This is a genomic window from Lichenifustis flavocetrariae (genome assembly GCF_026130545.1).
Lineage (GTDB): Bacteria > Pseudomonadota > Alphaproteobacteria > Rhizobiales > Beijerinckiaceae > Lichenihabitans > Lichenihabitans flavocetrariae.
In genome coordinates, this window is record NZ_JAMOIM010000015.1 from 113,027 (window position 1) to 137,245 (window position 24,219).

Here is a 24,219-nt window from a genome sequence, read left to right on the forward strand (position 1 = left end):
AGAAGCGGCTTTGTTGGCTCTTCGAGAGGACGGACGACATCGGCTTACTCGGCAGCCGGAGCCGGCATTTCTTCGGCCGCAAGGGTGACCTTGTTCTTGCCAGCGGACTTCGAGCAGTAGAGCGCCATGTCGGCGCGCCTGAAGACCTTTTCGGGATCGCCTGCGCCCTTGAACACCGCGACCCCGAAGGAGGCCGTGGCAACCGCGTATGGCAGGTTCCCGGCATGCTCGATCGTCGCCATCTGGACGCGGGTGCGCAACTCTTCGAAAAACGTCGTGATCGTGACGTGGCGCTCGCTTCTGACAAAGATCAAGAACTCCTCGCCACCGATGCGAAAGATGAGATCGCCAGGATTCGAGACCGCTTCCCGCAACAGTGCGCCCAGCTGCCGCAGAAGGGTGTCTCCGGCCGCATGGCCATAGATGTCATTGTATCTCTTGAAATTGTCGACATCCATGATGCCGACCGACCGGAACCAGCCATCGTCGTGGTGAGCCATGACGGCCCGCGCGTAATCGCGGACGTAAGCGTGCCGGTTCGGCAATCCGGTCAGATCGTCCACGGCTGCGCGGCGCGCCTCGGTCACGTCCTTGAAAATCCAGATGCGACCTTCGAGCCCCGTTCCCTTTTCGAAAGGTACGCTGCGCCGCGACACGATCCGCCCATCCTTGAACAGGAGTTCGTCTTCGGAGGTCTCCTGGGTGTTGCGGAGACGCTCGGGCTCGCTCATCAACTGGACGGGGTCGACAAGCAAGTGCATCGCTCTGGCAGCGAGGGCTGTTTCATCGCCGACACGAAGCAGTTCCTCCGAAACCGACCACGTCTTCCCGCAAGCCGCATTGGCATAGACCAGCGTCCCATCGTCCCGCATGATCAGCACACCATCCGGCAGACAGTCGAGAGCGCTTTCGAAAACCGAGGTTTCTTCCGTGGTGCGCAGCCTTTTGATCGAGCGAGGCACTTCTTCAAATGCTGCCATTCTGAAAACCGCGAAAGGAACAAATAGCAGCCTGTTTATAACATATGTGTATTAACGCCGGATTGAGGGATAATTTCGACCTTCTCGACGTCGGGCCGTCTGTGCCGTGGCAAAGGGAGATGTTCATGCGAAGGGCGGCAGAGGCCGAGATTTGGAGCTATGATGGACACTCGACCCCGCGTGAAGAGGTGAGTGTGTCCCCAAGCCGTACCGACCCTCAAGTGTTGGCGAGTGCCGGCGCCATCCTGACGGTCGATCTCGCAGCGCTGCGATCGAACTATCTTTGGCTGGCCGGACGTGCCGCCCCCGCCCGTTGCGCGGCGGTCGTCAAGGCGGATGCCTACGGGCTCGGGGCCTCCGTCGCTGCCCCGGCGTTCTACGAGGCGGGATGCCGCGCCTTCTTCGTCGCCCACCTGTCCGAAGGGCTCGACCTTCGTCCGATGCTCCCCGATGACGCGACCATCCACATCCTGAATGGGTTGCAACCCGGCGCCGAGCCCGCCTGTGCGGCGGCGGGGCTCGTGCCCGTCCTGAACGGTTTCGAACAGGTGGAGGCCTGGGCGCGCATCGGCCGACAGGACGGCCTTCGGCTTCCCGCCGTGCTCCAGATCGATTCCGGCATGTCGCGTCTCGGGCTTTCGCCCGAGGAGGTGGAGAGCCTGGCGACGCGGCCGGATCTCATCGAGGCGATCGACGTGCGATTGGTGATGAGCCATCTCGCCTGCGCCGATGAGCCGGACCACCCCGCCAATGCGGCGCAGTGGCAGAATTTCGAACGTTTGCGAGCCCTCGTGCCCCATGCCCCTCTTTCGCTGGCGAATTCGGGCGGCGTCTTGCTCGACGCGCGGTTCCGCTACGATTTGGCGCGCCCCGGCATCGCGCTTTATGGCGTGAGTCCGACTCCCGGCGTCGGCGAGGGGCTCATGCCGGTGCTGCGTCTCGACGCCCGCGTGATCCAGGTGCGCCAAGTGGCCGCCGGCACCGCGGTCGGGTACGGCGCAACCTTCCACGCGCCTTACCCGATGCGCGTCGCCACTATCGCGGTCGGCTATGCCGACGGCTGGCCGCGCCATTTGAGCAATAGAGGTGCCGCCTTCTTCGACGGCACGCGCCTGCCGATCGTCGGCCGCGTGTCGATGGACAGTATCACGCTCGACGTCACACCCTTGCCTGAAGGCACTTTGCAGCTCGGGAGCCTCGTCGAACTGATCGGGCCGCACCAGACGCTCGACGACGTGGCGGCCCAATGCGGCACGATTCCCTATGAAATCCTGACAGGGCTTGGGGGCCGCTATGCCCGGGTCTACCTCCACGCCGGGGATCGGCCGGTCGGCTCCTGATCATCGCCTCGACCTCGCCGAGGTTCAGCGCTATCGACGACCTTTGGGGTGTCGGTCCGCCGCTTGGATGTGGCCCGGCGAGGCAACGGGAGACGCCATCATGGCCGTCGCTTTCACACGCGAAGAGGATGTCGAGGCTGCCGCGGCTCACCTCCCGGACCGTCCCATCTCGTCGCATCGCAATCTCGTGACTCCGGAGGGTCTCGCGGCTCTCGACACGGCCTTGGCCGCCGCTTCAGCGGCCTTCACGGCCGCGCAGGCCAGCGGCGACGTGCGCAGTGACCGGACCGCGATGGCCCAGGCGGCCCGTGATCTCCGCTACTACCGGGCGCGCCGTGCCAGCGCCGAGCTCGTCGAGCGCACACCTGACGCGGACGTCGTGCGCTTCGGCGCCAGCATCACGGTCGACCGCGCGGATGGGCGGCGGCAAGTGTTCCACATTGTCGGCGAGGATGAAGCCGATGCGGCGCGCGGGTCCGTGTCCTATGTGTCGCCGTTGGCGCAGGCGCTGCTCGGCAAGAGCATCGGCGAGACGGCCACCGTGGCGGGAGGCGAGGTTGAGATCGTCGCCATCACGTGACACGGCCCGCTGGCCACCCAAACTGGACGCGCGTCTAAGACACCCAATGAAGCGCACAAGGATGGCCCTCGCCTCGCCGGCGCGGCCTGAAGACCGATCACCGAGGGCAGGGCATGAACGAAATCCATAAAAGGATCGCCGACGAACTCGGGGTGCGTGAGCCGCAGGTCGCGGCCGCCGTCGGCCTGCTGGACGGCGGCGCGACGGTGCCGTTCGTGGCGCGCTATCGCAAGGAGGCGACCGGCGCGCTCGATGACACGCAGTTGCGACGTCTCGAAGAACGGCTCACCTACCTGCGCGATCTCGAAACCCGCCGGGCCGCGATCCTGAAATCCATCGGCGAGCAAGGCAAGCTCGACGCGGCCCTGGCTGCCCAGATCCGGGCAGCCGACAGCAAGGGGCGGCTCGAAGATATCTATCTGCCATTTCGGCCCAAGCGCCGGACCAAGGCCGAGGCGGCCCGGCAGGCTGGGCTCGAACCCCTCGCCGACCTCCTTCCCGGCCAGCCCGAGCGCGACCCGGCCCTGGCGGCGCGGGCCTTTGTCGATGCCGACAAGGGCATTGCCGACGCTGCCGCGGCGCTCGAAGGCGCGCGCGCGATCCTGGTCGAGCGGTTCAGCGAACAGGCCGACCTCATCGGCCCGCTGCGCGAGACCATGTGGACGCGGGGACGGTTGACCTCGAAGATCAAGAAGGGCAAGGCCGAGTCCGGCGCCAAATTCAGCGACTATTTCGATTTCGCCGAGCCGTTCCCGAAACTGCCGTCGCATCGCATCCTGGCGCTGTTTCGCGGCGAGACGGAGGGTGTGCTCGATCTCACCTTCGATGCCGAGCCGGCCGTGGCCCCACCAGGGTCGAGCCCCTATGAGCCGCGGATCATGATGCGCTTCGGGCTTAGCGAGCGCGGGCGGCCGGGTGACATCTGGATGCGTGAAACCGTGCGGCAGGCCTGGCGCGGCAAGATCCTGCCCGGCCTGTCCAGTGATCTGCGAACGCGGCTGTGGGATGCGGCCGAGACCGAGGCCGTGCGGGTCTTCGCCGGCAACCTCCGGGATCTGCTTCTCGCGGCGCCGGCTGGATCGCGCCCCACGATGGGGCTCGACCCCGGATTCCGCTCGGGCGTGAAAGTGGCCGTGGTCGATGCGACCGGCAAGGTCGCGGCGACGGTCACGATCTACCCGCATGAGCCGCAGCGGCGATGGGACGAGGCGCTCGCGGTCTTGGGGCGGCTCGCCGTCCAGCATCGGGTGGAACTGATCGCGATCGGCAACGGCACCGCGTCGCGCGAGACCGACAAGCTGGCCGCCGATCTCATCAAGGCGCGGCCGGAGCTGGGTCTCACCAAGGTCACGGTGTCGGAAGCCGGCGCCTCGGTCTATTCGGCCTCGGCCTTCGCGTCGCAGGAATTGCCGGACCTCGATGTGACGCTCCGGGGGGCCGTGTCGATCGCCCGTCGTCTGCAGGATCCGCTGGCCGAACTCGTCAAGATCGACCCGAAGTCGATCGGCGTCGGGCAATACCAGCACGACCTCGGCGAGGGAAAACTGTCGCGCTCGCTCGAAACGGTGGTCGAGGATTGCGTGAACGCGGTCGGGGTCGATCTCAACACGGCCTCGGCGCCGTTGCTGGCGCGCGTGTCCGGTGTCGGCGCCGGTCTTGCCCAGGGCATCGTGGCCTTTCGTGACGCCAACGGGCCGTTTCCATCACGAAAGGCGTTGAAGAAGGTGCCGCGGCTCGGGCCGAAGGCGTTCGAGCAATGTGCCGGATTCTTGCGCATCAATGGCGGCGAGGATCCGCTCGACGCCTCGGGCGTCCACCCCGAAGCCTATCCGGTGGTCCGCCGCATTCTGGAGGCGGCCGGGACGCCGCTCAAGGCGATCCTCGGCAATGCCGCGACATTGCAGGCGCTGAAGCCGCAGAGCTTCGTCGATGCGACCTTCGGCCTGCCCACCGTGACCGACATTTTCGCGGAGCTCGAAAAACCCGGCCGCGATCCGCGCCCGGCCTTCAAGGTCGCGACCTTCAAGGAGGGCGTCGAGGCACTCAGTGATCTTGTGCCCGGAATGGTTCTCGAGGGCACGGTCACCAACGTGGCGGCCTTCGGGGCCTTCGTCGATATCGGCGTGCACCAGGACGGTCTTGTCCATGTGTCGGCCATGAGCAGGACCTTCGTGAAGGACCCACGGGCCGTCGCGAAACCGGGCGATACCGTGACCGTCAAGGTGCTGGAAGTCGACCGCGCGCGGAAGCGCATCGCGCTCACGCTTCGGCTCGACGATGAGATCGGCGCCAAGCCGGAGCGGCCTGCCCGTGAGACCCCGCGCAGCTTCGCGCCATCCACACCCGCAGCGCGGCCGGCGGCCGCAGCCGAGCCTTCAGGCGCGCTGGCGGAGGCGCTCCGACGCGCGAAGCAAGGCAAGTAGCCAGGCCTCGCTGCCGGGAGGGTCATCGGGCCAAGCCGAGTCCCGCTTGGGAGCGGAGTGCCTCCACCTCTATCGCTTGGTTGTCATCGCGAGCGAAGCGTGGCGATCCACGTCCCCGACGCTTCATGGATTGCCACAGCGGCTTCGCCGCTTCGCAATGACGTGGATGATGACGCCTTGCAGAGACCCGGGAAGCCGTCGCGGTCAGGTGCTCTTCGTCGATACCCAACGCTTCTCCCGCGCCGACCGATAGGCGAGCTCCACCAGCGACTGGATCTCGGCCCCCTCGGCAAAATCAGGCCCGAGCTTCTCACCCCCGGCGACGGCAACGAGAAAGTCCCGCACCTCGATCGCCTTGAGGTCGTTGAAGCCGATCTGGTGGCCCGAGGCGACGCAAAAGGCGCCATAGGGTTCGTGTTCGGGCCCGGCGAAGATGGTGCGGAACCCGCGCAGACCGGTCTTGTCGTCCGTGAAATAGACCCCGAGCTCGTTGAAGCGTTCCTGGGTGAACACGATGGCGCCTTTAGACCCGTAGACCTCGAAATCGTGCTGCATCTTGCGGCCCGTCGCGATCCAGTTCGCCTCCAGGCTGCCGGTGGCGCCGTTCTCGAAGCGCAGGAACAGGCGGGCGACATCGTCCACCTCGACGGCGCGCGTCTCGGTCGCGCCTTGGCTGACTGGACGGGCCGCGATGGGGGTTGCGATGTCGGCCATGAGTTCGATCACGGGGCCGACGAGATAGCGCGCCGTCGCGAGGATATGGCTACCGATATCGGCCAGGGCACCACCGCCGCCGGACGGGTCGAGGCGCCAGGCCCAGGGCACACGGGCGTCCGCCATGAAATCCTCGGCGTGAATGCCGCGAAAGGTGCGGATCTCACCGATCTCCCCATCCGCGATGAGGCGCTTGGCGAGCCCGAGCATTGGGTTCTTGAGATAGTTGAAACCAACCTGGGTCATGAGGCCGGCCGCCTCGGCCGCCTTCGTCATCTCCCAAGCGTCCGCCGACGTCGGCGCGAGAGGCTTCTCGCAATAGACATGCTTGCCGGCCGCGATGGCGGCCAGCGCCATCTCGCGGTGAAGTGTGTTGGGTGTGGTTATGTCGATGATCTGGATCTCGGGATCGTCAAGCAGGTCGCGCCAGTCGCCGGTCGAGCGGCGAAAGCCGAGCGCCTGGGCGGCCCGCGCGGCGGCCGGTGCGGTGACGTCCGCTAGGACCGCGAGATCGACATCATACGGCAGGTCGAAGACCCGGCTCGCTGTCGCGAAGCCGAGCGCATGTGTCTTGCCCATGAAGCCCGACCCGATCAGGCCGACACCGATTTTTTGTTTGCTGGTCATGCCAAGCTTCCTCCTCGGGACATGAAGCTATCGCGTAACCGGACCCACTGCGAGCATGCACGGGGCTCGGCGGGTGCTGTGTCCCTTCGCCCTGTAAGCGGCGACCGCATTCACATCTCTCGGCGGAGCTTCATGAAATTCCCCTCTCCACAAGGGAGAGGGGAGAAAACCGCGCCAGGCCTTCGGACAATGTGTGAATCCGAGCGCCGCTTGCGGGTCGAAGGGTCAAAACCAGCCATCGGCGAACAGTCGGACCCGATGCACCTTAATATAAGCTTGCAGATAAGACGGCAGGTTCAGTGGGACGAGGGAGTGAACTCCCTCGATCTTACCCGCGCGACGGCAATTGCCGGATCAATCCATCCGCCAGCGTGGTGAGCAGCAGGCGACACGAGGCGGCGCCCGCGTCATGGAAGCCGCGTGATCGCTCGCCGAGGCGGCTCGCGCGGCCGATCTTCGCCACCATGTCGCGGGTCGACTCGAAGCCCCGGTCGGCGCCCGCCTTGAGGGCGGTGAGGCAGTCCGCGAAGGGCTCTCCGCGCGCCGCCGCGGCCTCATAGGCATCCGCGGCCGGGACGAGGACATCGACGAGCGACTTGTCGCCCTGCTTGGCCTCGCCGAGGTCGACCACGGCCGCGATGCCCTTGCGCAGCATGAGGCCGAAACTGTCGCGATCGAGCACGGTCCGGCCGCGCAGGAAGGTCGACATGTCGAGGAAGAAGCTGCCGTAGAGCGGCCCCATCGAGCCGCCGATCTCGTCGAGGAGCGTCTCGGCAAGCGTGCCGAAGCCTTCGCCGAGGCCCTGTGGCGCCGCAGCGAGCCGCTGGCCCGTCATGCGGAAGCCCTTGCTCATGTTGACGCCATGGTCGCCGTCGCCGGTGGCACCGTCGAGTTCGCTGAGGTACGCGGCTTTGTCCACGATGGCCTTGACCATGTCGCCGAGGATCGGCCCGGCGGCTGTCAAATCAACGCTGTCGGTCATGGCTCAAGCTCCCGGAACAGTGAGGCCGATCGAGCGCGCGGGCTTGCCGATCAGCCGGTCGAGTTCGCCGTCGAGACGCGTCAGCGTGATCGACGCCCCCATCATTTCGAGCGAGGTGAAATAATTGCCGACGAAGCGGTGACGGATCGTCAGGCCGTGGGCCGCCAGGATCTCGGCCACATGCGTGTAGAGGATGTAGAGCTCCATCACGGGCGTGGCGCCCAGACCCGAGAGCAGCACCGCCACGTCCTCGCCCCGGCCGAACGGCAGGTCGGGCAGGATCGTGTCGAGCATCAGGGCCGCCATCTCGCGCGCGGGCTTCACCGGCATCACGGCCACGCCCGGCTCACCATGGTGACCGATGCCGACTTCCATCATGCCGGGCTCGATGGTGAAATTGGGCTTTCCAGCGGCCGGGATCGTACAGGCCGAAAGGCCGATGCCAACGCTGCGTGTGCTGTCGATCGCCTTCTGGGCGACCCCGATCACGGCATCGAGGTCGGCGCCCTCCGCCGCAAGCGCCGCGCCGGCTTTCCACATCAAGACCTCGCCCGCGACACCCCGGCGCTTGCCGATCTGGTCCTTCGGGGCGGAGGCGGCGTCGTCATTGGCCACCACGGTCTTGACCGTCAGTCCGTCGCGTTCAGCGAGTTTTACGGCCATCTTCACGTTCATGTTGTCGCCGGCATAATTGCCGTAGAGGCAAGCGACGCCGCGCCCGCCGTCCGCCGCCTTGAAGGCGGCCTCGAAGGCGCGCGCCGTCGGCGAGGCGAAGACTTCGCCGGTTGCGACCGCGTCGACCAATCCGGGGCCGACGAAGCCGATGAAGGCCGGCTCATGGCCGGAGCCGCCGCCGGTCACGATACCGACCCGGTTCGTCACCGGCTGCACGGCCCGGAAGACGCGGGCATGCGGCGTCGTGATGACGAGATCCGGATGGGCCGCCACGATGCCGGCCAGGGCTTCCGCCGCGACGTCGTCGGGATCGTTGATGATGCGATTGAGAGGCACGGGAGCGTCCTTCGTCATTGGATCGTGTAGCCGCCGTCGATCGCGAGATCGGCGCCGTTGACCATGGCGGCCGCCGGGCTCGCGAGATAGAGGACCGCGAGCGCGATCTCCTCGGGCTGGGCGAAGCGGCGGGACGGGATCAGCTTCTTCATGGCTTCGCCGACCTCTCCCGCCCAGGCCTTCTTGCCGAGTTCGGTTTCGACCACGGTGGGGCTGATGCTGTTCGTCGTGATGCCGTGCGGACCCCATTCGAGGGCCATGACCTTGGTCATCCCGACGATCGCGGCCTTGCTGGTGCAATAGGCGACGTGGGATTGCAGCGCCACGGTCGCGGCCTGCGACGCGAGGTTGACGATCCGCCCGGTGCGGCGGCCGATCATGTGGCGGCCGGCGGCCTGCGCGAAGAGGAACGGCGCGGTCAGGTTCACGGCGAGCGTCAGGTCCCAGTCGACGCGCGTGGCCTCCTCGGCGGGAGCGAGGCGGACGATCCCGGCGTTATTGATCAGAATATCGAGTTGGCCGAATTGTGCGACCACCTGGTCCACGACCTGCTGCGGCGCGTTATCAGCCGTCACGTCGATTTCGATCCCGACGTGACCCTCACCCAGCGCCTGCGCGGCCTTCATGACGGCAGGGTCGCGATCCACGAGCGCCACGCGGGCGCCCCGCGCCGCGAGCGCGGTCGCGATGGCGGCGCCGATGCCGGCCGCGCCGCCAGTCACGAGCGCGGTCTGGTTGCGCAAAGAAAAAGCGGTGTCGAAGTCGAAACGATCCATCCTAGGTTTCCTCCTCTTGTCGTTGGCATGCGGTGCGAGTTCAGGCATCGACGATCGTGACATTCACCTTCTGCTCTGCCAGACGCTCGCGGTCATGTGCCGGCAGGCCGGCATCGGTGATCACCACATCGAAGGCGTCGAGCGCGGCGAGCCGGTTCAAGGCCGTCACACCGAATTTGCTGCTGTCGACGATCAGCACCCGGGTCTGCGCGATGCTCATCAGGGCTCGCTTGATCTTCAGGACTTCCTCGTCCTGGTGGTAGGCGACGCCGCTCAGCACCGCCGAGGTCGACATGAAGCAGATGTTCGCCCTGAGCGACGCGATGGCGTTTTCGCAGATCAGGCCGAAGAAGGCGTTGAGCCGCGGGTTATGGGTGCCGCCGAGGCCGATCAACTGGATGCCATGCGCCTCCTTGAGCTGATCGATCATGGCGATGCCATTGGTGATCACATGCAGAGGCGTGCGGCTCAGCAGGTGCGGCGCCATCAGCAGCGTCGTGGTCGATTCGTCGAGGATGATGGACTGGCCGGGCTGCACGAGATCGGCGGCGGCGCGCGCGATGGCTGACTTCTGTCGCTCAGCCAGATGCGTGCGGTAGGAGAAGCTGCTCTCCACCGTGTTCGATTCGTGGATCGTGACGCCGCCATGCTGCTTGCGCACCATGCCGCGCTCGGCAAGCGCATCGAGATCGCGATGGATCGTCATCCGGCTCACGCCGAAGCGGGCGGCGAGTTCGTCGACCTGCGCCGAACCGCGTCGCACGATCTGCTCCAGCATCAGCTTACGCCGGTTGTCGATGGCGCCGGCGCTGCGTCCTCTATCCGGCGCGGCCTCGTCCAGCTCTGGCGGGGCGGAGGCCGCACCACCGCCGACGCCTTCACCCTCCTCGGAAGAAGGTGGCGAGCCGTCACTTGTTGTGCGGACCGGCTGGTCGGCAAGCGTTGTGGGCAGGGCACGCACGTGGGCGGGATGTCTCTGAACGAGGTGGCTGCCGCCCGGCGGGAGCCGGACGGCAGGAGAGGCGACCTTACTGGTTGGCGTATTTGCCGGAGGCCATGTTGGCCTTGATCAGCTCCGGCAGGCCGGCGATGAACTTGTCGGCATTGTCGAAGAGCTGGTCGTAATATTTGTTCACGTCCGCCTTGGTGATGCCGGGCATCTGCAGCATCGCCTCCTTCGGGACTTCCTTGCCCTGGACGTGATTGATCGCGACCTGCACGGCCATGCCGAGTTCAAGCGCACCGTTCTGCAAGTTCGTCTGGATCATGTCGCCGGAACGGACCGCGCGCAACCCGTCCTTGATGGCGTCGACGCCCGAGACCGGGATCTTACCATTCAGGCCCTTCTCCTTCAGGGCCTGGATGGAGCCGATCGCCATATCGTCGTTTTCCGAGATCAGGCCATTGATGTCCTTGCCATAACGCGACAGCCAATCCTGCATCAGCTTATAGGCCTGCGTGCGCTCCCAGTTTGCCGGCTGCATGGCCAGCACCTTGATGTCGGGATTCTTGGCCAGCACGTTTTGAATGCCCTTGGTGCGGTCGATCGCACCGGACTGGCCGACCGGCCCCTGCATGATCACGACATTGCCCTTGCCGTGCAGGGCGTCCACGACTGCCTGCGCTTCCTGCTCCCCGGCGCCGACATCGTTCGGGCCGACGTAGGACACAAGCTTCTCGGCTTCGGGGCCGCTGATCGACAGGTTCGTCGCGATCACCGGGATGCCGGCGGCGGTCGCCTGGGCGATCTGCGGTCCGAGCGTCGATGAATTCACCGCCGCGATGATGATGACGTCGACCTTCTGGTTGATGAACTGCTGGATCTGAGAGATCTGCGTGTTCACATCGCTCTTGGCGCTTTGCCACAGAAGCTTGGCGTTGTTGGCCTTGGCGATGGCCTCGGCGCCTTGCTTGCCCCAGGCGATGAAGGAGGTCATGTCATAGGCCGTAAAACCGATGACCGGATTGGCCTTGTCGGCGAAGGCCGGGCTGGCGAACATCAGGGCGGCTGTGGCGAACAGGGCGGCTTTCAGGCCGGTGCGCTTGGACATCATGTGGCTTCCTCTCCGTGAGCTTTGCTTGGCGACGGTCGACGGGGCTCAGTCGTCTTTCCGGTTCAGGGCCGAGTCGATGTAGACGGCCCCGATAATGATCACGCCCTTGATGATCAGCTGGTAGAAGGGCGAGACGTTCAGGATGTTCAGCCCGTTATCGAGCACCCCGATGATCATGAAGCCGAACACCGTGCCGAAGATCGAACCGCGACCGCCCATGAGGCTGATGCCGCCGATGACCGCCGCCGCGATGGCGTTGAGCTCGTAGCCGGTACCGGTGGTGGCAATGCCCGCCGTCGCCCGGGAGGCGAGCACGACGCCGGCAAGCCCGGCCAGAAGGCCGCTGATCGTGTAGACGGTGAGCCGGATCGCGCGCAGATCGACGCCGGCCACGCGCGCCGCCTGCGGATTGCCGCCCGTGGCATAGATGTGCATGCCGAGACGCGTCCGGGTCAGCAGGACCCAGGACGACAGCACGGCCAGGATCATCAGCAACACCGGTACGGGAAAGCCGTAGAACTGGTCGCTGACGGCCAGGAATGGGTCCGACAGTCCCGAGATGGGTTGGCCGTCGCTCAGAACATAGGCGATGCCGAGCGCGATCGTCATGGTCCCGAGGGTCGCCACGAAGGCCGGCACGCGGGCAATGGCCACTAGGGCCCCATTGAGGAGCCCGATCGCGCCGCCAGCCAGAATGCCGGTCGCCACGGCCGCCACGGTCCAGGGCGTGCCGTCCCGCTGCGCCACCATGGCGGCGGCCACGCCCGCCATGCCGACGACGCTGCCGACCGAGAGGTCGATGCCGCCCGTCAGGATCACGTAGGTCGCGCCAGTCGCCAGCAGGGCGTTGGTCGAGACCTGAAGCAGCACGACATTAAAGTTCGACAGCGTGAAGAAGCTAGCGTTTGAGACCCCGAGCACCGCCACGAAGACGAACAACACGAGGACCAGCGCGTAGCGGAGCAAGAGCTCCTTGGCGTTGAACTTCGGACGAGCGGCCGCCGCCGAAGCGAGGTCGGCCGAAGAAAGGGCGGCTTGATCAGGCTGCATCTTTTGTCTTTCCCATGGCGAGCCGCAGGATGCTTTCCTGGTTCACGTCCTCGCGCCCAAGTTCACCCACGATGGCGCCCCCGCGCATGACGACGATGCGATGGCTGAGATTGATCAGTTCCGGCATGTCCGAGGAGGCGAGCAGCACCGCGACCCCCTGTTCGGCGAGATCGTGGATCAGGCGGTAGATCTCGCTGCGGGCTCCGACATCGATGCCGCGGGTGGGCTCATCCAGAATGAGCAGACGCGGCACGTCGGTGACGAGCCACCGGGCCAGCGCGATCTTCTGCTGGTTGCCGCCGCTGAGATGGGCGACCGTCTGGCCGAGCTTGGCATATTTCACCCGCGTGCGCTTCAGCACGTCGAGGGTTCGCTTGCGCCGATCGGCATTGTCGACGAACCCGCCCGAGCCCGTGAACCGGTCGAGATGCGGCAACGTCACATTGTCGAGGATCGACAGGGATGTCAGCACGCCCGCGAGCTTGCGGTCTTCGGGCACGAGCGCGATGCCGTTGCGGATCGACGCGGCGGGATTGGATAAGCCCAGCGGCTTGCCGTCGAGCCAGACCTCGCCCTCGGCCTTGCGCAACCCGTAGAGGGCCTCGAGCAGCTCGCTGCGCCCGGCGCCGACGAGGCCGCCAAGCCCGAGGATCTCACCCGCATGGACCGTGAAATTGTTGCGGGCCTGGTAGCCAGCCACCTTGAAGTCCTTGACCTCGATGACCGGCTTCCGGGTGCGCTTGATTTCGCGATTGGGGAACATGTCTTCGAGGTCGCGCCCGACCATGTCGGTGATGATCTGGCGTTCCGTCAGCGAGGCGGTCGGGTCATGCCGGATGATGGCGCCGTCGCGCATGATCGCGACCGTGTCGGAGATCTGCTCGATCTCCTCCATGCGGTGACTGGTGTAGAGGATGCAGGCGCCGCGCGCGCGCAACAGGCGGATGACCCGGAACAACTGCTCGGTCTCGCGTGAACTGAGCGACGAACTCGGCTCATCCATGAGCACGATGGTCGAATCGCGTGACGTGGCCTTGATGATCTCGATCATCTGCGTCGCGGCGACGCCAAGCCGCCGCATCGGAGCCTCGGGGTCGATGTCGAGGCCGAACTCGCCGAGGAGCCGGCGAGCCTCCGACACCATTTCGCCCCGGCGCAGGAGACCAAGCGCCCGGGTGCGTTCCCGGCCGACGAGCAGGTTCTGCCACACCTTCATGTCGGGGATCGGCAGCAGTTCCTGCGGGATGATGGAGACGCCCAGTTTCTGGGCATGGCGGGGCACGAAACTATAGACCGGCGCACCGTGGATCGTCAGGACACCGCGATCGGGTGTCAGCTGCCCCGAGATGATCTTGAAAAGGGTGCTTTTGCCGGCTCCGTTTTCGCCGGCGAGGACGTTCACGGTGCCGGGCAGGAACCGGGCCGTCAGATCGCGCAGCACCGGAATGCCGTCGAACCCCTTGCAAATGCCATTGAACGCGAGCGCCGGCTTGGCGGTATCGAGCGTCGGTTCTTGCTCTGCCAAAGGGGCCGGCTTGTCGATCATCTGCCCGCTCGTCGCACGTTTCCGGTCCGCTCCCGCCAACTTATGTGACGATTCAGCGGCATTTAAAGCGAATATCACATTCGCCGTGATATTCGTAACATTCCTGTGTTATCCGTCAAGCTGGAATGTTATCCTGCCAGCGAGGAAAAACCGCCGAAGAGCGGCCAAACTGGGAGAGATCCATGCTGCTGGGCCTCGATTGTGGATCGACGTCCGTCAAAGCCGTGTTGTTCGATGAAGCTGGCCGGACGATTGCAACCGGCGGCCGCCGCACCGAGGCCCTGCATCCCGGGCCGGGCTTCGTCGAAAAGGACATGGAGGGTTTGTGGCGTGCGGGTGCCGCCGCGATCCGGGACGCGCTGGCAAAGAGCGGCACGGCGCCAGAGCGGGTCGATGCCATCGGCGTGACGGCGCATGGCGACGGGCTCTACCTCGTCGACCGCGCCGGACGGCCTCTCGGCTGCGGCATCCAATCCGTCGACAGCCGCGCCCTCGCGATCACGGGCGAGTGGGCGGCGTCCGGCCAACTGGCGGCAGTCGAACGACTCTCGGCGCAGCGGCCCTATCCCTATAGCGCGACGACCCTGCTGGCCTGGATCAAACGGCATCAGCCGGAGCGCTACGATCACATCGGCCACGTGATGTTCTGCAAGGACTGGCTTCGGACCTGCCTGACGGGCGTGGTCGCCACCGATCCCACCGATGCCAGCACGGCCTTCACCGACCCGCAGACCCAGGCCTACGACCCGGCGATCCTGTCGATCCTGGACCTCGCCGCCGTTAGGCCGGCTCTGCCGCCGATCCTGCCGAGCAGCGGCTCCATGGGGCGCGTCACGGCCGAGGCGGCCGCGCTCACCGGCTTGGTGGCGGGGACTCCGGTCACAGGCGGCATGCATGACGTGACGGTCAGCTGCGTCGGTCTCGGCAATCTCGATCCTGGCGCCTTGTCGATCACGGCCGGGACCTTCAGCATCAACGAGACATTGTCGGACCGCCTGGTGGTCGATGCCCGTTGCGCGGCCCGCGCCGGGCTGAAGCCCGGACAATGGAACAACATGTCCATCTCGCCAGCTTCGTCGAACACGGTCGACTGGTTCCTGCAGACGGCCTTTCGGGCCGAGTGGGAGGCCGATGCCGGGGGCGGCCCTGCGCTCTGGGCGCAGATCGAGGCGGACCTCGCCGCACCGACCGCCGCGGACGCGCCCTTGTTCCACCCGTTCCTGTATGGCTCACCCTACAATGCGCCGGCGAGCGCCAGCTTCTTCGGCCTGCGCTCGTGGCACGGCCGGGCCGACATGCTGCGCGCCGTGATCGAGGGGGCCGTCTTCAACCACCGTTTTCACGTTGACGTGCTCCGCTCCATCTTCCCTGTTGATCGTGCCTCGATCACCGGGGGCGGGTCGTCCGCGCCGCGCACGGCACAACTCTTCGCCGACGCGCTCGGTCTGCCGGTTGAGATCCCCGAGGCCACCGAGATCGGCGCGCTCGGGGCGGCCCTGGTGGCCGGTGTGGGGGCTGGCCTTTACGCGTCGCTCGATGATGCGGTCGCGCGTGCGTGCCGGATCGCTGCCCGCTACGTCCCTGATCCCGACCGCCAGGCGGCGCTCAGCCGCCGGTATGACCGCTATCTCGGTCTGGTGGAGGCGGTCCGGCCGTTCTGGTCGGCCACCGAGACGACGTCGATGCGTCCGGCGAAGTGAGACGGTCCTCCACGCTCTTTAGAGTGAGCGGCCTGCGACGCCTCCGGATGGAGGGTGTCGCGGCTGGACGACGAACTGACAGATTTCCAGGATGGCCGCGATGTCCCTAGTTCCCGTCACGTCCTCCCGGGCCTCGACCTTCGATCGATTGAAGGCCCATCCTCAGCTCGACGTTCTGATCGTCGGTGGCGGCATCAACGGCGCCGGCACGTTCCGCGATCTGGCGCTGCAGGGCGTCGACTGCCTGCTCGTGGACAAGGGGGATTGGTGCTCGGGCACCAGCGCCGCACCCTCGCGGCTCATTCACGGCGGCCTGAAATATCTGGAGACAGGGGAGTTCCGCCTCGTCGCGGAATCGACCCGAGAGCGCAACCTGCTGCTCCGCAATGCCCCTCATCTCGTGAAGCCACTTCCGACCGCGGTGCCGATCCGCTCCTATGGCGGCGGCGTCGTGCCGTCGATCAAGCGCTTCTTCGGCCGTAAGGCCAAGCTGGCCGACCGCGGCGTCTTCATCGTCGAACTCGGCCTCGCGCTTTACGACTGGCTCGGGCGCAAGCACAAGGTGATGCCCCGGCACGGTCTGGCGTTAAGGGCCGCCACGCGCCGACGCTTTCCCGCCATGGCGCCGGACATCCTGGCCGTGTCGACCTATTACGACGCGCGGGTCACCCAGGCCGAGCGCCTCTGCTTCGAACTGGTGGCCGATGGAGAGGCGGCACATCCGGGCGCCCGAGCCCTCAACTACACGGCCGTAACAGCCGCTGCCGGCGGCTGCGTGACCCTGACCGATACCGTGACCGGAGACACTGTGACGGTCGCGCCGCGCGTGGTCGTCAATGCGGCAGGCCCTTGGATCGATACGGTCAACCAGACGATCGGCCTCAACAAGCGCTACATCGGCGGCACCAAGGGTGCCCATCTCGTGGTCGACAATCCCGAGCTGGTCCGGCAGCTCGACGGGCACATGATCTATTTCGGCTCGCCCGACGGACGCATCTGCCTCGTCTACCCATTCTATGGCCATGCCCTGATCGGTTCGACCGACATCCCGGCCGCCAATCCCGATACGGTCGTCTGCGAGGACAGCGAAGCCGAATATATGCTGGCGATGGTGCGCGAGGTCTTTCCCGGCCTGCCGCTCGGCCTCGACCAGATCGTTTACCGCTACGCCGGGATCCGTCCGCTCCCGGCCGCGCAGGTCGATGATCCCGGCGAGATCAGCCGCGATCATTCGATCGGCCGTGACACGCTGCCGGGCACGAGCATCCCACTGCTGTCGCTCGTGGGCGGCAAATGGACGACGTTCCGGGCCTTTGCGGCTCAAACCTCGGACGTGGTGCTGAAGGCGCTCGGGCGGCAGCGGCGGAGCGAGACGCTGTTCGTTCCGATCGGCGGCGGCCGTGGCTTCCCCGTCTCGGCCACTGAGCGCCGCGCATGGGTGGCGCGAGTCGTGGCCTCGCATGGCATCGATGCGGCGCGGGCCGAAACCCTGCTCGACCGCTATGGCACGCGGGCCGAGGCGCTCCTGTCGCACCGTGACGGCCCTGATGCGGCTCTCGAAAGCCTTCCGGGCTACACCACAGGTGAGATCCGGGCCGTGATCCTGACCGAGCAGGTCGTACACCTGGCGGATCTTCTGCTCCGCCGCCTCCCGATCGGCGTCTCGGGCGAGCTGAATGCCGAAGTGGTGGCCGAGGTGGCGACCCTGGCGGTCTCCACCCTGCAATGGACCGAGACGACCCGGCATCAACAGGTCGAGGCCCTGATCAGGATGGCCCGAGACCGCCACGGCATCAGATTGGAGCGCCAGGAGGTGGCCCGCGATGCCGTGGCGACCTAGATTGATTGCATCGAACCTATAACACTGGAGGGAAAAATGGAATATCGACAGCTCGGCCGGTCCGGCCTCAAGGTCTCGGTGCTCACCATGGGCACCATGACGTTCGGCGGCAAAGGCGGCTTCGCCAAGGTCGGCGATACCGATGTCGCCGGGGCGCGGCGGCAAATCGACATGTGCGTCGAGGCCGGCATCAACCTGTTCGACACGGCCGACGTCTATTCCGCCGGCCTCTCCGAGGAGATCGTCGGCGAGATCGTCGAAGCGAAGCGCGATGATCTGCTGATCGCCACGAAGGCGCGCTTTCCCATGGGACCGGGGCCGAACGACCGGGGCCTGTCGCGCCATCATATCATCCGGGCTTGCGAGGCCAGCCTCCGGCGGCTGCGGACCGATTATATCGACCTCTACCAGGTGCACGAGTGGGACGGCCTGACGCCGCTCGACGAAACGCTCGAGGCACTCGATGCGCTGGTCCAGTCCGGCAAGGTCCGCTACGTCGGCGCCTCGAACTATTCCGGCTGGCACCTCATGAAGGCGCTCGGCATCGCCGAACGCAACCACCTGCCGCGCTTCGTCAGCCAGCAGATCCACTACACGCTGCAGGCGCGCGAAGCCGAGCAGGAACTGGTTCCGATCTCGATTGACCAGGGCCTGGGCATCCTGGTCTGGAGCCCGCTCGCCGGCGGTCTTTTGACGGGCAAGTATCGGCGTGGCCAAGCGGAGCCCTCCGGCCGCAAGCTCAATCAATGGACCGAGCCGCCGGTCCATGACACGGAAAAACTCTACGATATCGTCGATACGGTTGTGAGCATCGCGGAAGCGCGCGGCACGTCGGGTGCGGCCGTTGCGCTCAGCTGGTTGTTGGGCCGGCCAGGCGTCACCAGCGTCATCGTGGGCGCCCGGACGGACGAACAGCTCGCCACCAACCTGAAGGCCGCCGAACTCACGCTCAGCGCTGAGGAGCGGGCGCGGCTCGACGCCGTGAGCCAGACGCCACTCGCCTACCCCTACTGGCATCAGGCCAATACGGCGAACGACCGGCTCGGGCCGGCCGATCTGTCGCTGATCGGACCGCACCTCAAGAAATAGGCAGGATGTGGACGGGGCCGTCGACCGCGACCGCGACGGCCTCGCCGATCTGGTGTTCGGCTCGGCTTGGAACACTCAGCCGCAACGGCGGCAGGTCGGGGGCCGATGCCAGCCGGACCTGGATCGTGCAGGAGGCACCGCCGAAGCTGATCCCGACGACCTCACCGGTCGATGCGGCGGCGGGGGCCTCAGCGATCGTCGAGACATGAAGTTGTTCGGGCCGCAGCATGAGCTGGCACGGGCCCGGATCTGTCGAGAGATCCGCGGCAAAGCACCCCAAGGCGCAATCGACTTTGCCCTGCGCCACGGTGGCCGGCAGCAAAATGGCGTCGCCCAGGAAGGCCGCCACCATGGCGTCCTTGGGTCGAAGATAGAGGTCGCGAGGCGCGCCGATCTGGCGGAACCGCCCGTCGTGCATGACCGCCACCTGATCCGCGAAGGACAGCGCCTCGGCCTGGTCGTGGGTCACCAGCACGGTGGTTATGGCCTTTGCGGCGAGAAGCGCCGCCACGGCCTCTCTGGTCGCGGCGCGCAGGCCGGTGTCGAGCGCCGAGAAGGGCTCGTCGAGGAGCATCAGTGACGGCTCGCGCGCCAGGGCGCGGGCGAGCGCCACGCGCTGCTGCTGGCCGCCTGACAATTGGTCCGGCCGTTTGTCGCGCATCGCGCCGGGCAGGCCCACGAGATCCATCAGGCCCGCCACGGTGCCGGCGCGAGAGGGGTCTCGTCGTGACAGTCCGAACCCGATATTGTCGGCCACGCTGAGATGGGGAAACAAGGCCCCATCCTGCATCACGACGCCGATGTTGCGGTGGTGGCTGGGCACCGGCGCACCCTCGCCGAAGAGCACGCGGCCGTCGAGCGCCAGCCGCCCCGCGTCGGGTTGCTCGAAGCCGGCGATCAACCGCAGCAGGGTCGTCTTGCCGCAGCCTGAGGGACCGACGATGGCGGTCCGGCTGCCTGACGGTACCCGAAGGTCGACCCCGGCGAGGGCCTCCATGCTGCCGAACGTCTTGCGCAGGCCTTGCAGATCGAGCCCACTCACGGCGCGCCGGGCCGGAAGCGGGCGCGCAGCAGAACGACGAGCGGGAGGGATACAAGCATCATGATGAGGGCATAGGGGGCGGCGGCGGCATAGTCGAGTTCCCCGCTCAGCGCCCAGAACGCCATGGCGAGCGTGCGGGTTCCGTTGGGCGCCAGCATCTGGGTGGCGGTCAGTTCGTTGGCGATGCCGAGCGCGACCAGGACAGCCCCGGCCGCCGCGCCCGGGGCCGCGATGCGCAGTGTCACGGTCAGGAGTGCCGCCACAGGCGAGCGGCCAAGGCTTGCGGCCACCCGCTCCAGCTCGATCGGTGTCAGCGCAATGCTGCCGCGGAGCGCAATCAACGCCCGCGGCAGAAACAGGACCGCATAGGCCAGCAGCAGGGTGAGGGTCGTCTGATAGAGCGAGGGCGCGGCGTGGATCGCGAAGGTGACGAGCCCCAAGGCGACGACGACGCCTGGCAGCGCGCCGACGAGGGTGTGGCTCCCCTCGATGATGCGGGTCACGGACCCAGGCAGGCGCACTGACATCCAGGCAGCGGGCAGGGCCGCCAAGGTCGTCAGGAGTCCACCCGCCAGCGCAAGGACGACCGTCTGGCCGAGGGCGGGGCCGAGGCTATCCCATTGCCAGATCGCAGTGCCCCCCACGACGAGCCAGCGCCCGAGCGTCACGAGCGGTACGCCGACCGAGGCTGCCGCGAGCAGCCCACAGGCTGCCAGGATCGGGAAGGTGGCGCGGCCAAGCTGCCGCCGGCCTACAGGGCGCGGCGCGCCCGAGCCGCCTCTCGCGTGACGTTCGCCGCCCCGGATCGCGGCCTCGACGCGCAACAGCAGCAGGCAGCAGAGCACCAGCACACCGGCCAGCATGTTGGCGGCCGGCCCATTGAAGCTTGATTGGAACTGGTCGACGATGGCCGTGGTGAACGTATCGAAACGGATCATCACGAAGAGACCGTATTCGGCCAGAAGGTGCAGACCGACCAGGAGCCCGCCGCCGCAGAGCGCCACGCGAAGTTGCGGCAGCACTGCCCGCCTGAAAGCGGCCCAGGGAGCCAGACCCAGCGATGCCGCGGCGTCTTCGAACGCCGGATCGATACGCCGCAGCGCCGCGACCGCTGGAAGATAGACGAAGGGAAAATAGGCCAGCACGGAGACCAGCAGGCCGGCCGGCAGGCCGTTGAGGCTTGGCGCCACCGTGGCCCAGGCATAGCCTTGCACGAAGGCCGGGATTGCCAGCGGCAAGAGGAAGGCCCACGCCCAAAGTCGTGCGCCGGGGAGGTCGCTGCGTTCGGTCAGCCAGGCGAGGCCGAGCGCCAGGCTGACGCAAAGCGGCACGGCAATCCCGACGAGCAGCGCCGTGTTGACCAGCAGTGTCCCCACGCGCGGCCGGAACACGAGGGCCGAGATCAGCGGCCCCCCGGCCTGCGCGATCATGATCGCCACGAAGGCGATGGGGAGCAGGGCCGCCAGCGCCACAGCGAGAGCCGGCCCCGCCAAGGCCGGCGGGACCGCAGTCCGACGAACGATGCTCATGCGGCGGCCGGATCCCTCCGGCTCAGGTCACATGAGGCCGGCATTGGTCATCAGGTCCGTCACGGCCTTGCTGTTCAGCGTGGATGGCTCCGTCTTGGGCGCCTGCAGGTCGGCGAGAGGGACGAGCTTCGGGTTCGACGCCGCGTTCACCCCAACCGCATATTCGAAGGACGTTCCGGTTTTCAGCACCTCCTGGCCCCCCTTGCCGGCGACCCATTTGAGGAAGGCCTGCGCCTCCGCCGGGTGCTTGCTGGACGCCAGTACGCCGCCGCCCGACAGGCTCACGAAGGCGCCCGGATCGCCATTGCGAAAATAGTGAAGCGCCACATTGCCGCTGTTCTCGCCGGTCTTCGCCTGATCGCCGAAATAGTAATAGTGATAGATCACGGCCCCTTCGATCTGCCCGGCATTAACGGCCTTCATGCAGGTGCTGTTGCCCTTGTACGGGACGGCATTGTCCTTCATGGCCTTGAGCCACGCGGATGTCGCCGCCTCGCCCTTGAGCTGCAGCATGGCGCTGACGATGGCCTGGAAATCCGCGCCCGTGGGCGAAGCGGCCCAGCGGCCCTTCCAGGCCGGCTCGGCGAGGTCCATGATGGATTTCGGCAGGTCGGCCGGCTGCAGCTTCGTCTTGTTGTAGGCAAAAACGGTGCTACGGGCCGCAACTCCCACCCAATGGCCATCGGCCGCCTTGCAGGTCTCGCACACTTCCGCGAGCGTGGCCGGATCGACCGGAGCGAAGAGCCCGGCCTGGTCGACCAATGTCATGGCCGGGGAGTTTTCCGTGAGGAACACGTCGGCCGGGGAGGCGGCGCCCTCCTGCACGATCTGGTTGGCGAATTCCGTGTCACCGCCGTTGCGCAGCACGACGTTGATCCCGGTGTCGCGGGTGAAACCGGCGGCCCATTCCTTGCCGAGGCTCTCGTGCTGGGCGTTGTAGACCGTGATCGTCTCGGTCGCGCGTGCGGCTCCCCCAAGGGGAACGGCCACGACAAGGGATAGCAATGCGCCTCGAAAGCTGAAAAACGACAATGTCACGACCACTCCTTCGTCCTGCACAACAGGCCGGCGAGGTTCTTCGATAGTTTTAGGGTGTCGTCAAATAGTTTAATCTAGAAATAGAACAAGTAAAAAGTGGTATATTGGAATGAATATAAAGTTGAACGCGGTCGCCTGCATAGCGGAAGGCCAGATGCCGTTATCTGACCTTCTGAGAGGGATGGTTTCTCGCGACCCTTTGCGTGATCCAGCCAGTGCCTAAAGGTGGCTCAATCCGCCTCCGCCCATGCCTTCATCAGGCCATGCGCGATGGCCATCGGGGGTGGGCACAGAATGCCACCCGGATGCGTCCCGGCGAGGATTGCGCGGACATCCTGGCGGGTGAACCAGCGCGCGTCTTCGAGTTCCGTCCGGTCGATCGTGATGGTCTCCGACACGGCTTCGGCGATACAGCCGATCATCAGCGATGCCGGAAAGGGCCAGGGCTGCGAGGCCAGGTAGGTGACGTTCCCGGCCTCGATTCCCGATTCCTCCTGCAGCTCGCGCCGCACCGCCGCCTCGATCGTTTCTCCCGGCTCGAGGAACCCGGCCAGGCAGGAATACATGCCGGGCACGAAGCGTGGCTGGCGGCCGAGCAGGCAGCGGTCGCCTGAGACCGCCATCATGATCACCACCGGGTCGGTGCGGGGGAAGTGATGTGTGCCGCATTGCGCGCACTCGCGGCGCCAGCCCCAGGCGGCGAGGTCGCTCGGATGGCCGCAGGTGGCGCAGAAGCGATGACTGCGATGCCAGTGCAACAGCGCTTTTGCCTCCGCCAGCACGCCGAGCGTCGCGGCCGGAGCGACGCCGGCCGTGGCCATCGCACGCAGGTCACGGGCGGGGGGCGCGCTTTCGCTTTCCTCGGCCGGCGGATCGAACCGGACCGCGAAGACCGCGCCCCCCAGGCCTCGGCCGAGAAAGACCGTCTCGGTCGGGACACCCAACCCCTGCACCTCGCTCCGCTTGAACCAAGGGTCGTCGGTTTCGGGCATGCCACGCAACAGGACGCGGTCTCCTGAGAATGCCACGAACCGGGTGCCGGGAGCGTCCAGCAGGGCCGGGATGATGTTGCCATGGTCGCGAGCCGCAGCAAGGCGGTCGAGCACATTGCCGGCGTAGCCGAGATGGTCGTGATGGAAGTGGTAGCGGGACATGGGGAGATCCAGAATTGTCAAAGCGGCGCCAGGACGCCTGAAAGCGTCCCGAGGAAAGCCGCTGCGGCTTCGGTGGAATAGGGAGAGGCCCGTCCTGCGCCCCAGACCGGTCCCGGCCAGGCGGCGTCGTGGGTGAAACGGGCCACGACATGCAGGTGCAATTGCGGCACGAGGTTGCCGAGCGCACCGACGTTCATCTTCACGGCGCCGGTCACCTCCCGCAGGGCTTTCGCAAGCGTCGCAAGTTCCTCGATCATGGTGGCGCGTTCAGGGGCCGTCAGGTCGAAGATCTCGACGAGATCGGGGCGGCGGGGAACCAGAATGAGCCAGGGGAACCGCGCATCGTTCATCAGCCTGACGGTACTGAGGCCGAGGTCTCCCGCCGGCAGCGTGTCGGCAGCGAGGCGCGGGTGAAGCGCGAAGGTCATCGTGGCTCGTCGGTGGTCAAAGGTGGAGTCTTCATAGACCCGGATCGGAAGCGTTTGGCGATCGATAAAACGCCTCGGGTCGGAAGAGCAATGCCAACCTCCGAGAAGCCCGCAAATCCGCAATCCCCTGCTTGCGAAATCGCGCGTCATGGTCCATTTGAGGCTCGGGAGGTTGGCGGTGGACGTTCCACTCGCCAACCGGGTCAGGTCCGGAAGGAAGCAGCCCTAACGAGATCGGGCGGGTCTCTGTCCAGCCTCCTACTCACGCTGCCGTGCGGCGGCGGCATCAGGCTCGGCGCTTCGGGCGCGGGGCGTG

20 protein-coding genes and 1 other RNA gene are annotated in these 24,219 nt (G+C 66.5%); 7 read left to right on the top strand and 14 right to left on the bottom strand.

Features of this window, described 5'->3' with window-relative positions; translation table 11 throughout:
- Positions 1-44: 44 nt before the first annotated feature.
- The gene (locus M8523_RS20725) at positions 45-980 is read right to left on the bottom strand and encodes a sensor domain-containing diguanylate cyclase (protein WP_282586810.1); all 936 of its coding nucleotides are present in this window, start codon (positions 978-980) and stop codon (positions 45-47) included.
- A 125-nt stretch (positions 981-1,105) separates the two neighbouring features.
- Here M8523_RS20725 and alr point away from each other — a divergent pair, with 125 nt between their 5' ends.
- From alr to M8523_RS20740, 3 genes are all read left to right on the top strand, one after another.
- The gene (alr, locus tag M8523_RS20730; protein WP_282586811.1) at positions 1,106-2,320 is read left to right on the top strand and encodes an alanine racemase; all 1,215 of its coding nucleotides are present in this window, start codon (positions 1,106-1,108) and stop codon (positions 2,318-2,320) included.
- Between the two features lie 100 nt (positions 2,321-2,420).
- Entirely contained in the window at positions 2,421-2,900 is a 480-nt protein-coding gene (gene greA, locus M8523_RS20735) for a transcription elongation factor GreA (protein WP_282586812.1), read from the top strand.
- Between the two features lie 113 nt (positions 2,901-3,013).
- The gene (locus M8523_RS20740; protein WP_282586813.1) at positions 3,014-5,323 is read left to right on the top strand and encodes a Tex family protein; all 2,310 of its coding nucleotides are present in this window, start codon (positions 3,014-3,016) and stop codon (positions 5,321-5,323) included.
- Positions 5,324-5,527: 204 nt separating this feature from the next.
- Here the strand turns inward: M8523_RS20740 and M8523_RS20745 are convergent, their stop codons facing one another.
- The 8 genes from M8523_RS20745 to M8523_RS20780 all read right to left on the bottom strand — a co-directional run bounded on the left by M8523_RS20745 (position 5,528) and on the right by M8523_RS20780 (position 14,083).
- Positions 5,528-6,664, bottom strand: a complete 1,137-nt coding sequence (locus tag M8523_RS20745; protein ID WP_282586814.1) for a Gfo/Idh/MocA family protein — start codon at positions 6,662-6,664, stop codon at positions 5,528-5,530.
- Between the two features lie 328 nt (positions 6,665-6,992).
- Positions 6,993-7,646 (bottom strand): dihydroxyacetone kinase subunit DhaL, encoded by a 654-nt coding sequence (dhaL, locus tag M8523_RS20750; RefSeq protein WP_282586815.1) that lies wholly within the window; start codon positions 7,644-7,646, stop codon positions 6,993-6,995.
- Between the two features lie 3 nt (positions 7,647-7,649).
- Positions 7,650-8,657, bottom strand: coding sequence for a dihydroxyacetone kinase subunit DhaK (locus M8523_RS20755; protein ID WP_282586816.1), 1,008 nt, complete (start codon positions 8,655-8,657; stop codon positions 7,650-7,652).
- Positions 8,658-8,671: 14 nt separating this feature from the next.
- A complete protein-coding gene (locus M8523_RS20760; RefSeq protein WP_282586817.1) occupies positions 8,672-9,433 on the bottom strand; it encodes a GolD/DthD family dehydrogenase in 762 nt (253 codons plus the stop codon).
- Positions 9,434-9,473: 40 nt separating this feature from the next.
- The gene (locus M8523_RS20765) at positions 9,474-10,394 is read right to left on the bottom strand and encodes a DeoR/GlpR family DNA-binding transcription regulator (protein WP_282586818.1); all 921 of its coding nucleotides are present in this window, start codon (positions 10,392-10,394) and stop codon (positions 9,474-9,476) included.
- Between the two features lie 67 nt (positions 10,395-10,461).
- The gene (locus M8523_RS20770; protein ID WP_282586819.1) at positions 10,462-11,487 is read right to left on the bottom strand and encodes a substrate-binding domain-containing protein; all 1,026 of its coding nucleotides are present in this window, start codon (positions 11,485-11,487) and stop codon (positions 10,462-10,464) included.
- 45 nt (positions 11,488-11,532) lie between these two features.
- The gene (locus M8523_RS20775) at positions 11,533-12,537 is read right to left on the bottom strand and encodes an ABC transporter permease (RefSeq protein WP_282586820.1); all 1,005 of its coding nucleotides are present in this window, start codon (positions 12,535-12,537) and stop codon (positions 11,533-11,535) included.
- Complete coding sequence (locus M8523_RS20780) at positions 12,527-14,083, bottom strand: sugar ABC transporter ATP-binding protein (protein WP_282586821.1); 1,557 nt, start codon at positions 14,081-14,083, stop codon at positions 12,527-12,529. The genes M8523_RS20775 and M8523_RS20780 overlap by 11 nt, the downstream gene beginning before the upstream one ends.
- Before the next feature lie 182 nt (positions 14,084-14,265).
- On the opposite strand from M8523_RS20780, the gene M8523_RS20785 reads away from it, so the two are divergent.
- From M8523_RS20785 to M8523_RS20795, 3 genes are all read left to right on the top strand, one after another.
- Positions 14,266-15,783 (top strand): FGGY-family carbohydrate kinase, encoded by a 1,518-nt coding sequence (locus M8523_RS20785; protein WP_282586822.1) that lies wholly within the window; start codon positions 14,266-14,268, stop codon positions 15,781-15,783.
- Positions 15,784-15,883: 100 nt separating this feature from the next.
- Positions 15,884-17,623, top strand: a complete 1,740-nt coding sequence (locus M8523_RS20790; protein ID WP_282586823.1) for a glycerol-3-phosphate dehydrogenase/oxidase — start codon at positions 15,884-15,886, stop codon at positions 17,621-17,623.
- Between the two features lie 36 nt (positions 17,624-17,659).
- A complete protein-coding gene (locus M8523_RS20795) occupies positions 17,660-18,712 on the top strand; it encodes an aldo/keto reductase (RefSeq protein WP_282586824.1) in 1,053 nt (350 codons plus the stop codon).
- Here M8523_RS20795 and M8523_RS20800 read toward each other — a convergent pair.
- The 5 genes from M8523_RS20800 to M8523_RS20820 form a co-directional block, all read right to left on the bottom strand.
- The gene (locus tag M8523_RS20800; RefSeq protein ID WP_282586825.1) at positions 18,702-19,754 is read right to left on the bottom strand and encodes an ABC transporter ATP-binding protein; all 1,053 of its coding nucleotides are present in this window, start codon (positions 19,752-19,754) and stop codon (positions 18,702-18,704) included. The genes M8523_RS20795 and M8523_RS20800 overlap by 11 nt on opposite strands.
- Positions 19,751-21,283 (bottom strand): ABC transporter permease, encoded by a 1,533-nt coding sequence (locus M8523_RS20805; RefSeq protein WP_282586826.1) that lies wholly within the window; start codon positions 21,281-21,283, stop codon positions 19,751-19,753. The genes M8523_RS20800 and M8523_RS20805 overlap by 4 nt, the downstream gene beginning before the upstream one ends.
- A 27-nt stretch (positions 21,284-21,310) precedes the next feature.
- Positions 21,311-22,321: an iron ABC transporter substrate-binding protein gene (locus M8523_RS20810; protein ID WP_428350966.1), complete on the bottom strand. Its 1,011-nt coding sequence runs from the start codon at positions 22,319-22,321 to the stop codon at positions 21,311-21,313.
- A 230-nt stretch (positions 22,322-22,551) separates the two neighbouring features.
- Positions 22,552-23,475: an NAD(+) diphosphatase gene (gene nudC / locus M8523_RS20815; protein WP_282586827.1), complete on the bottom strand. Its 924-nt coding sequence runs from the start codon at positions 23,473-23,475 to the stop codon at positions 22,552-22,554.
- 17 nt (positions 23,476-23,492) lie between these two features.
- Positions 23,493-23,903 (bottom strand): HIT domain-containing protein, encoded by a 411-nt coding sequence (locus tag M8523_RS20820; RefSeq protein ID WP_282586828.1) that lies wholly within the window; start codon positions 23,901-23,903, stop codon positions 23,493-23,495.
- A 166-nt stretch (positions 23,904-24,069) separates the two neighbouring features.
- Here M8523_RS20820 and ffs point away from each other — a divergent pair.
- Positions 24,070-24,166, top strand: an RNA gene (ffs, locus tag M8523_RS20825) — signal recognition particle sRNA small type.
- The last annotated feature ends 53 nt before the right edge of the window (positions 24,167-24,219 follow it).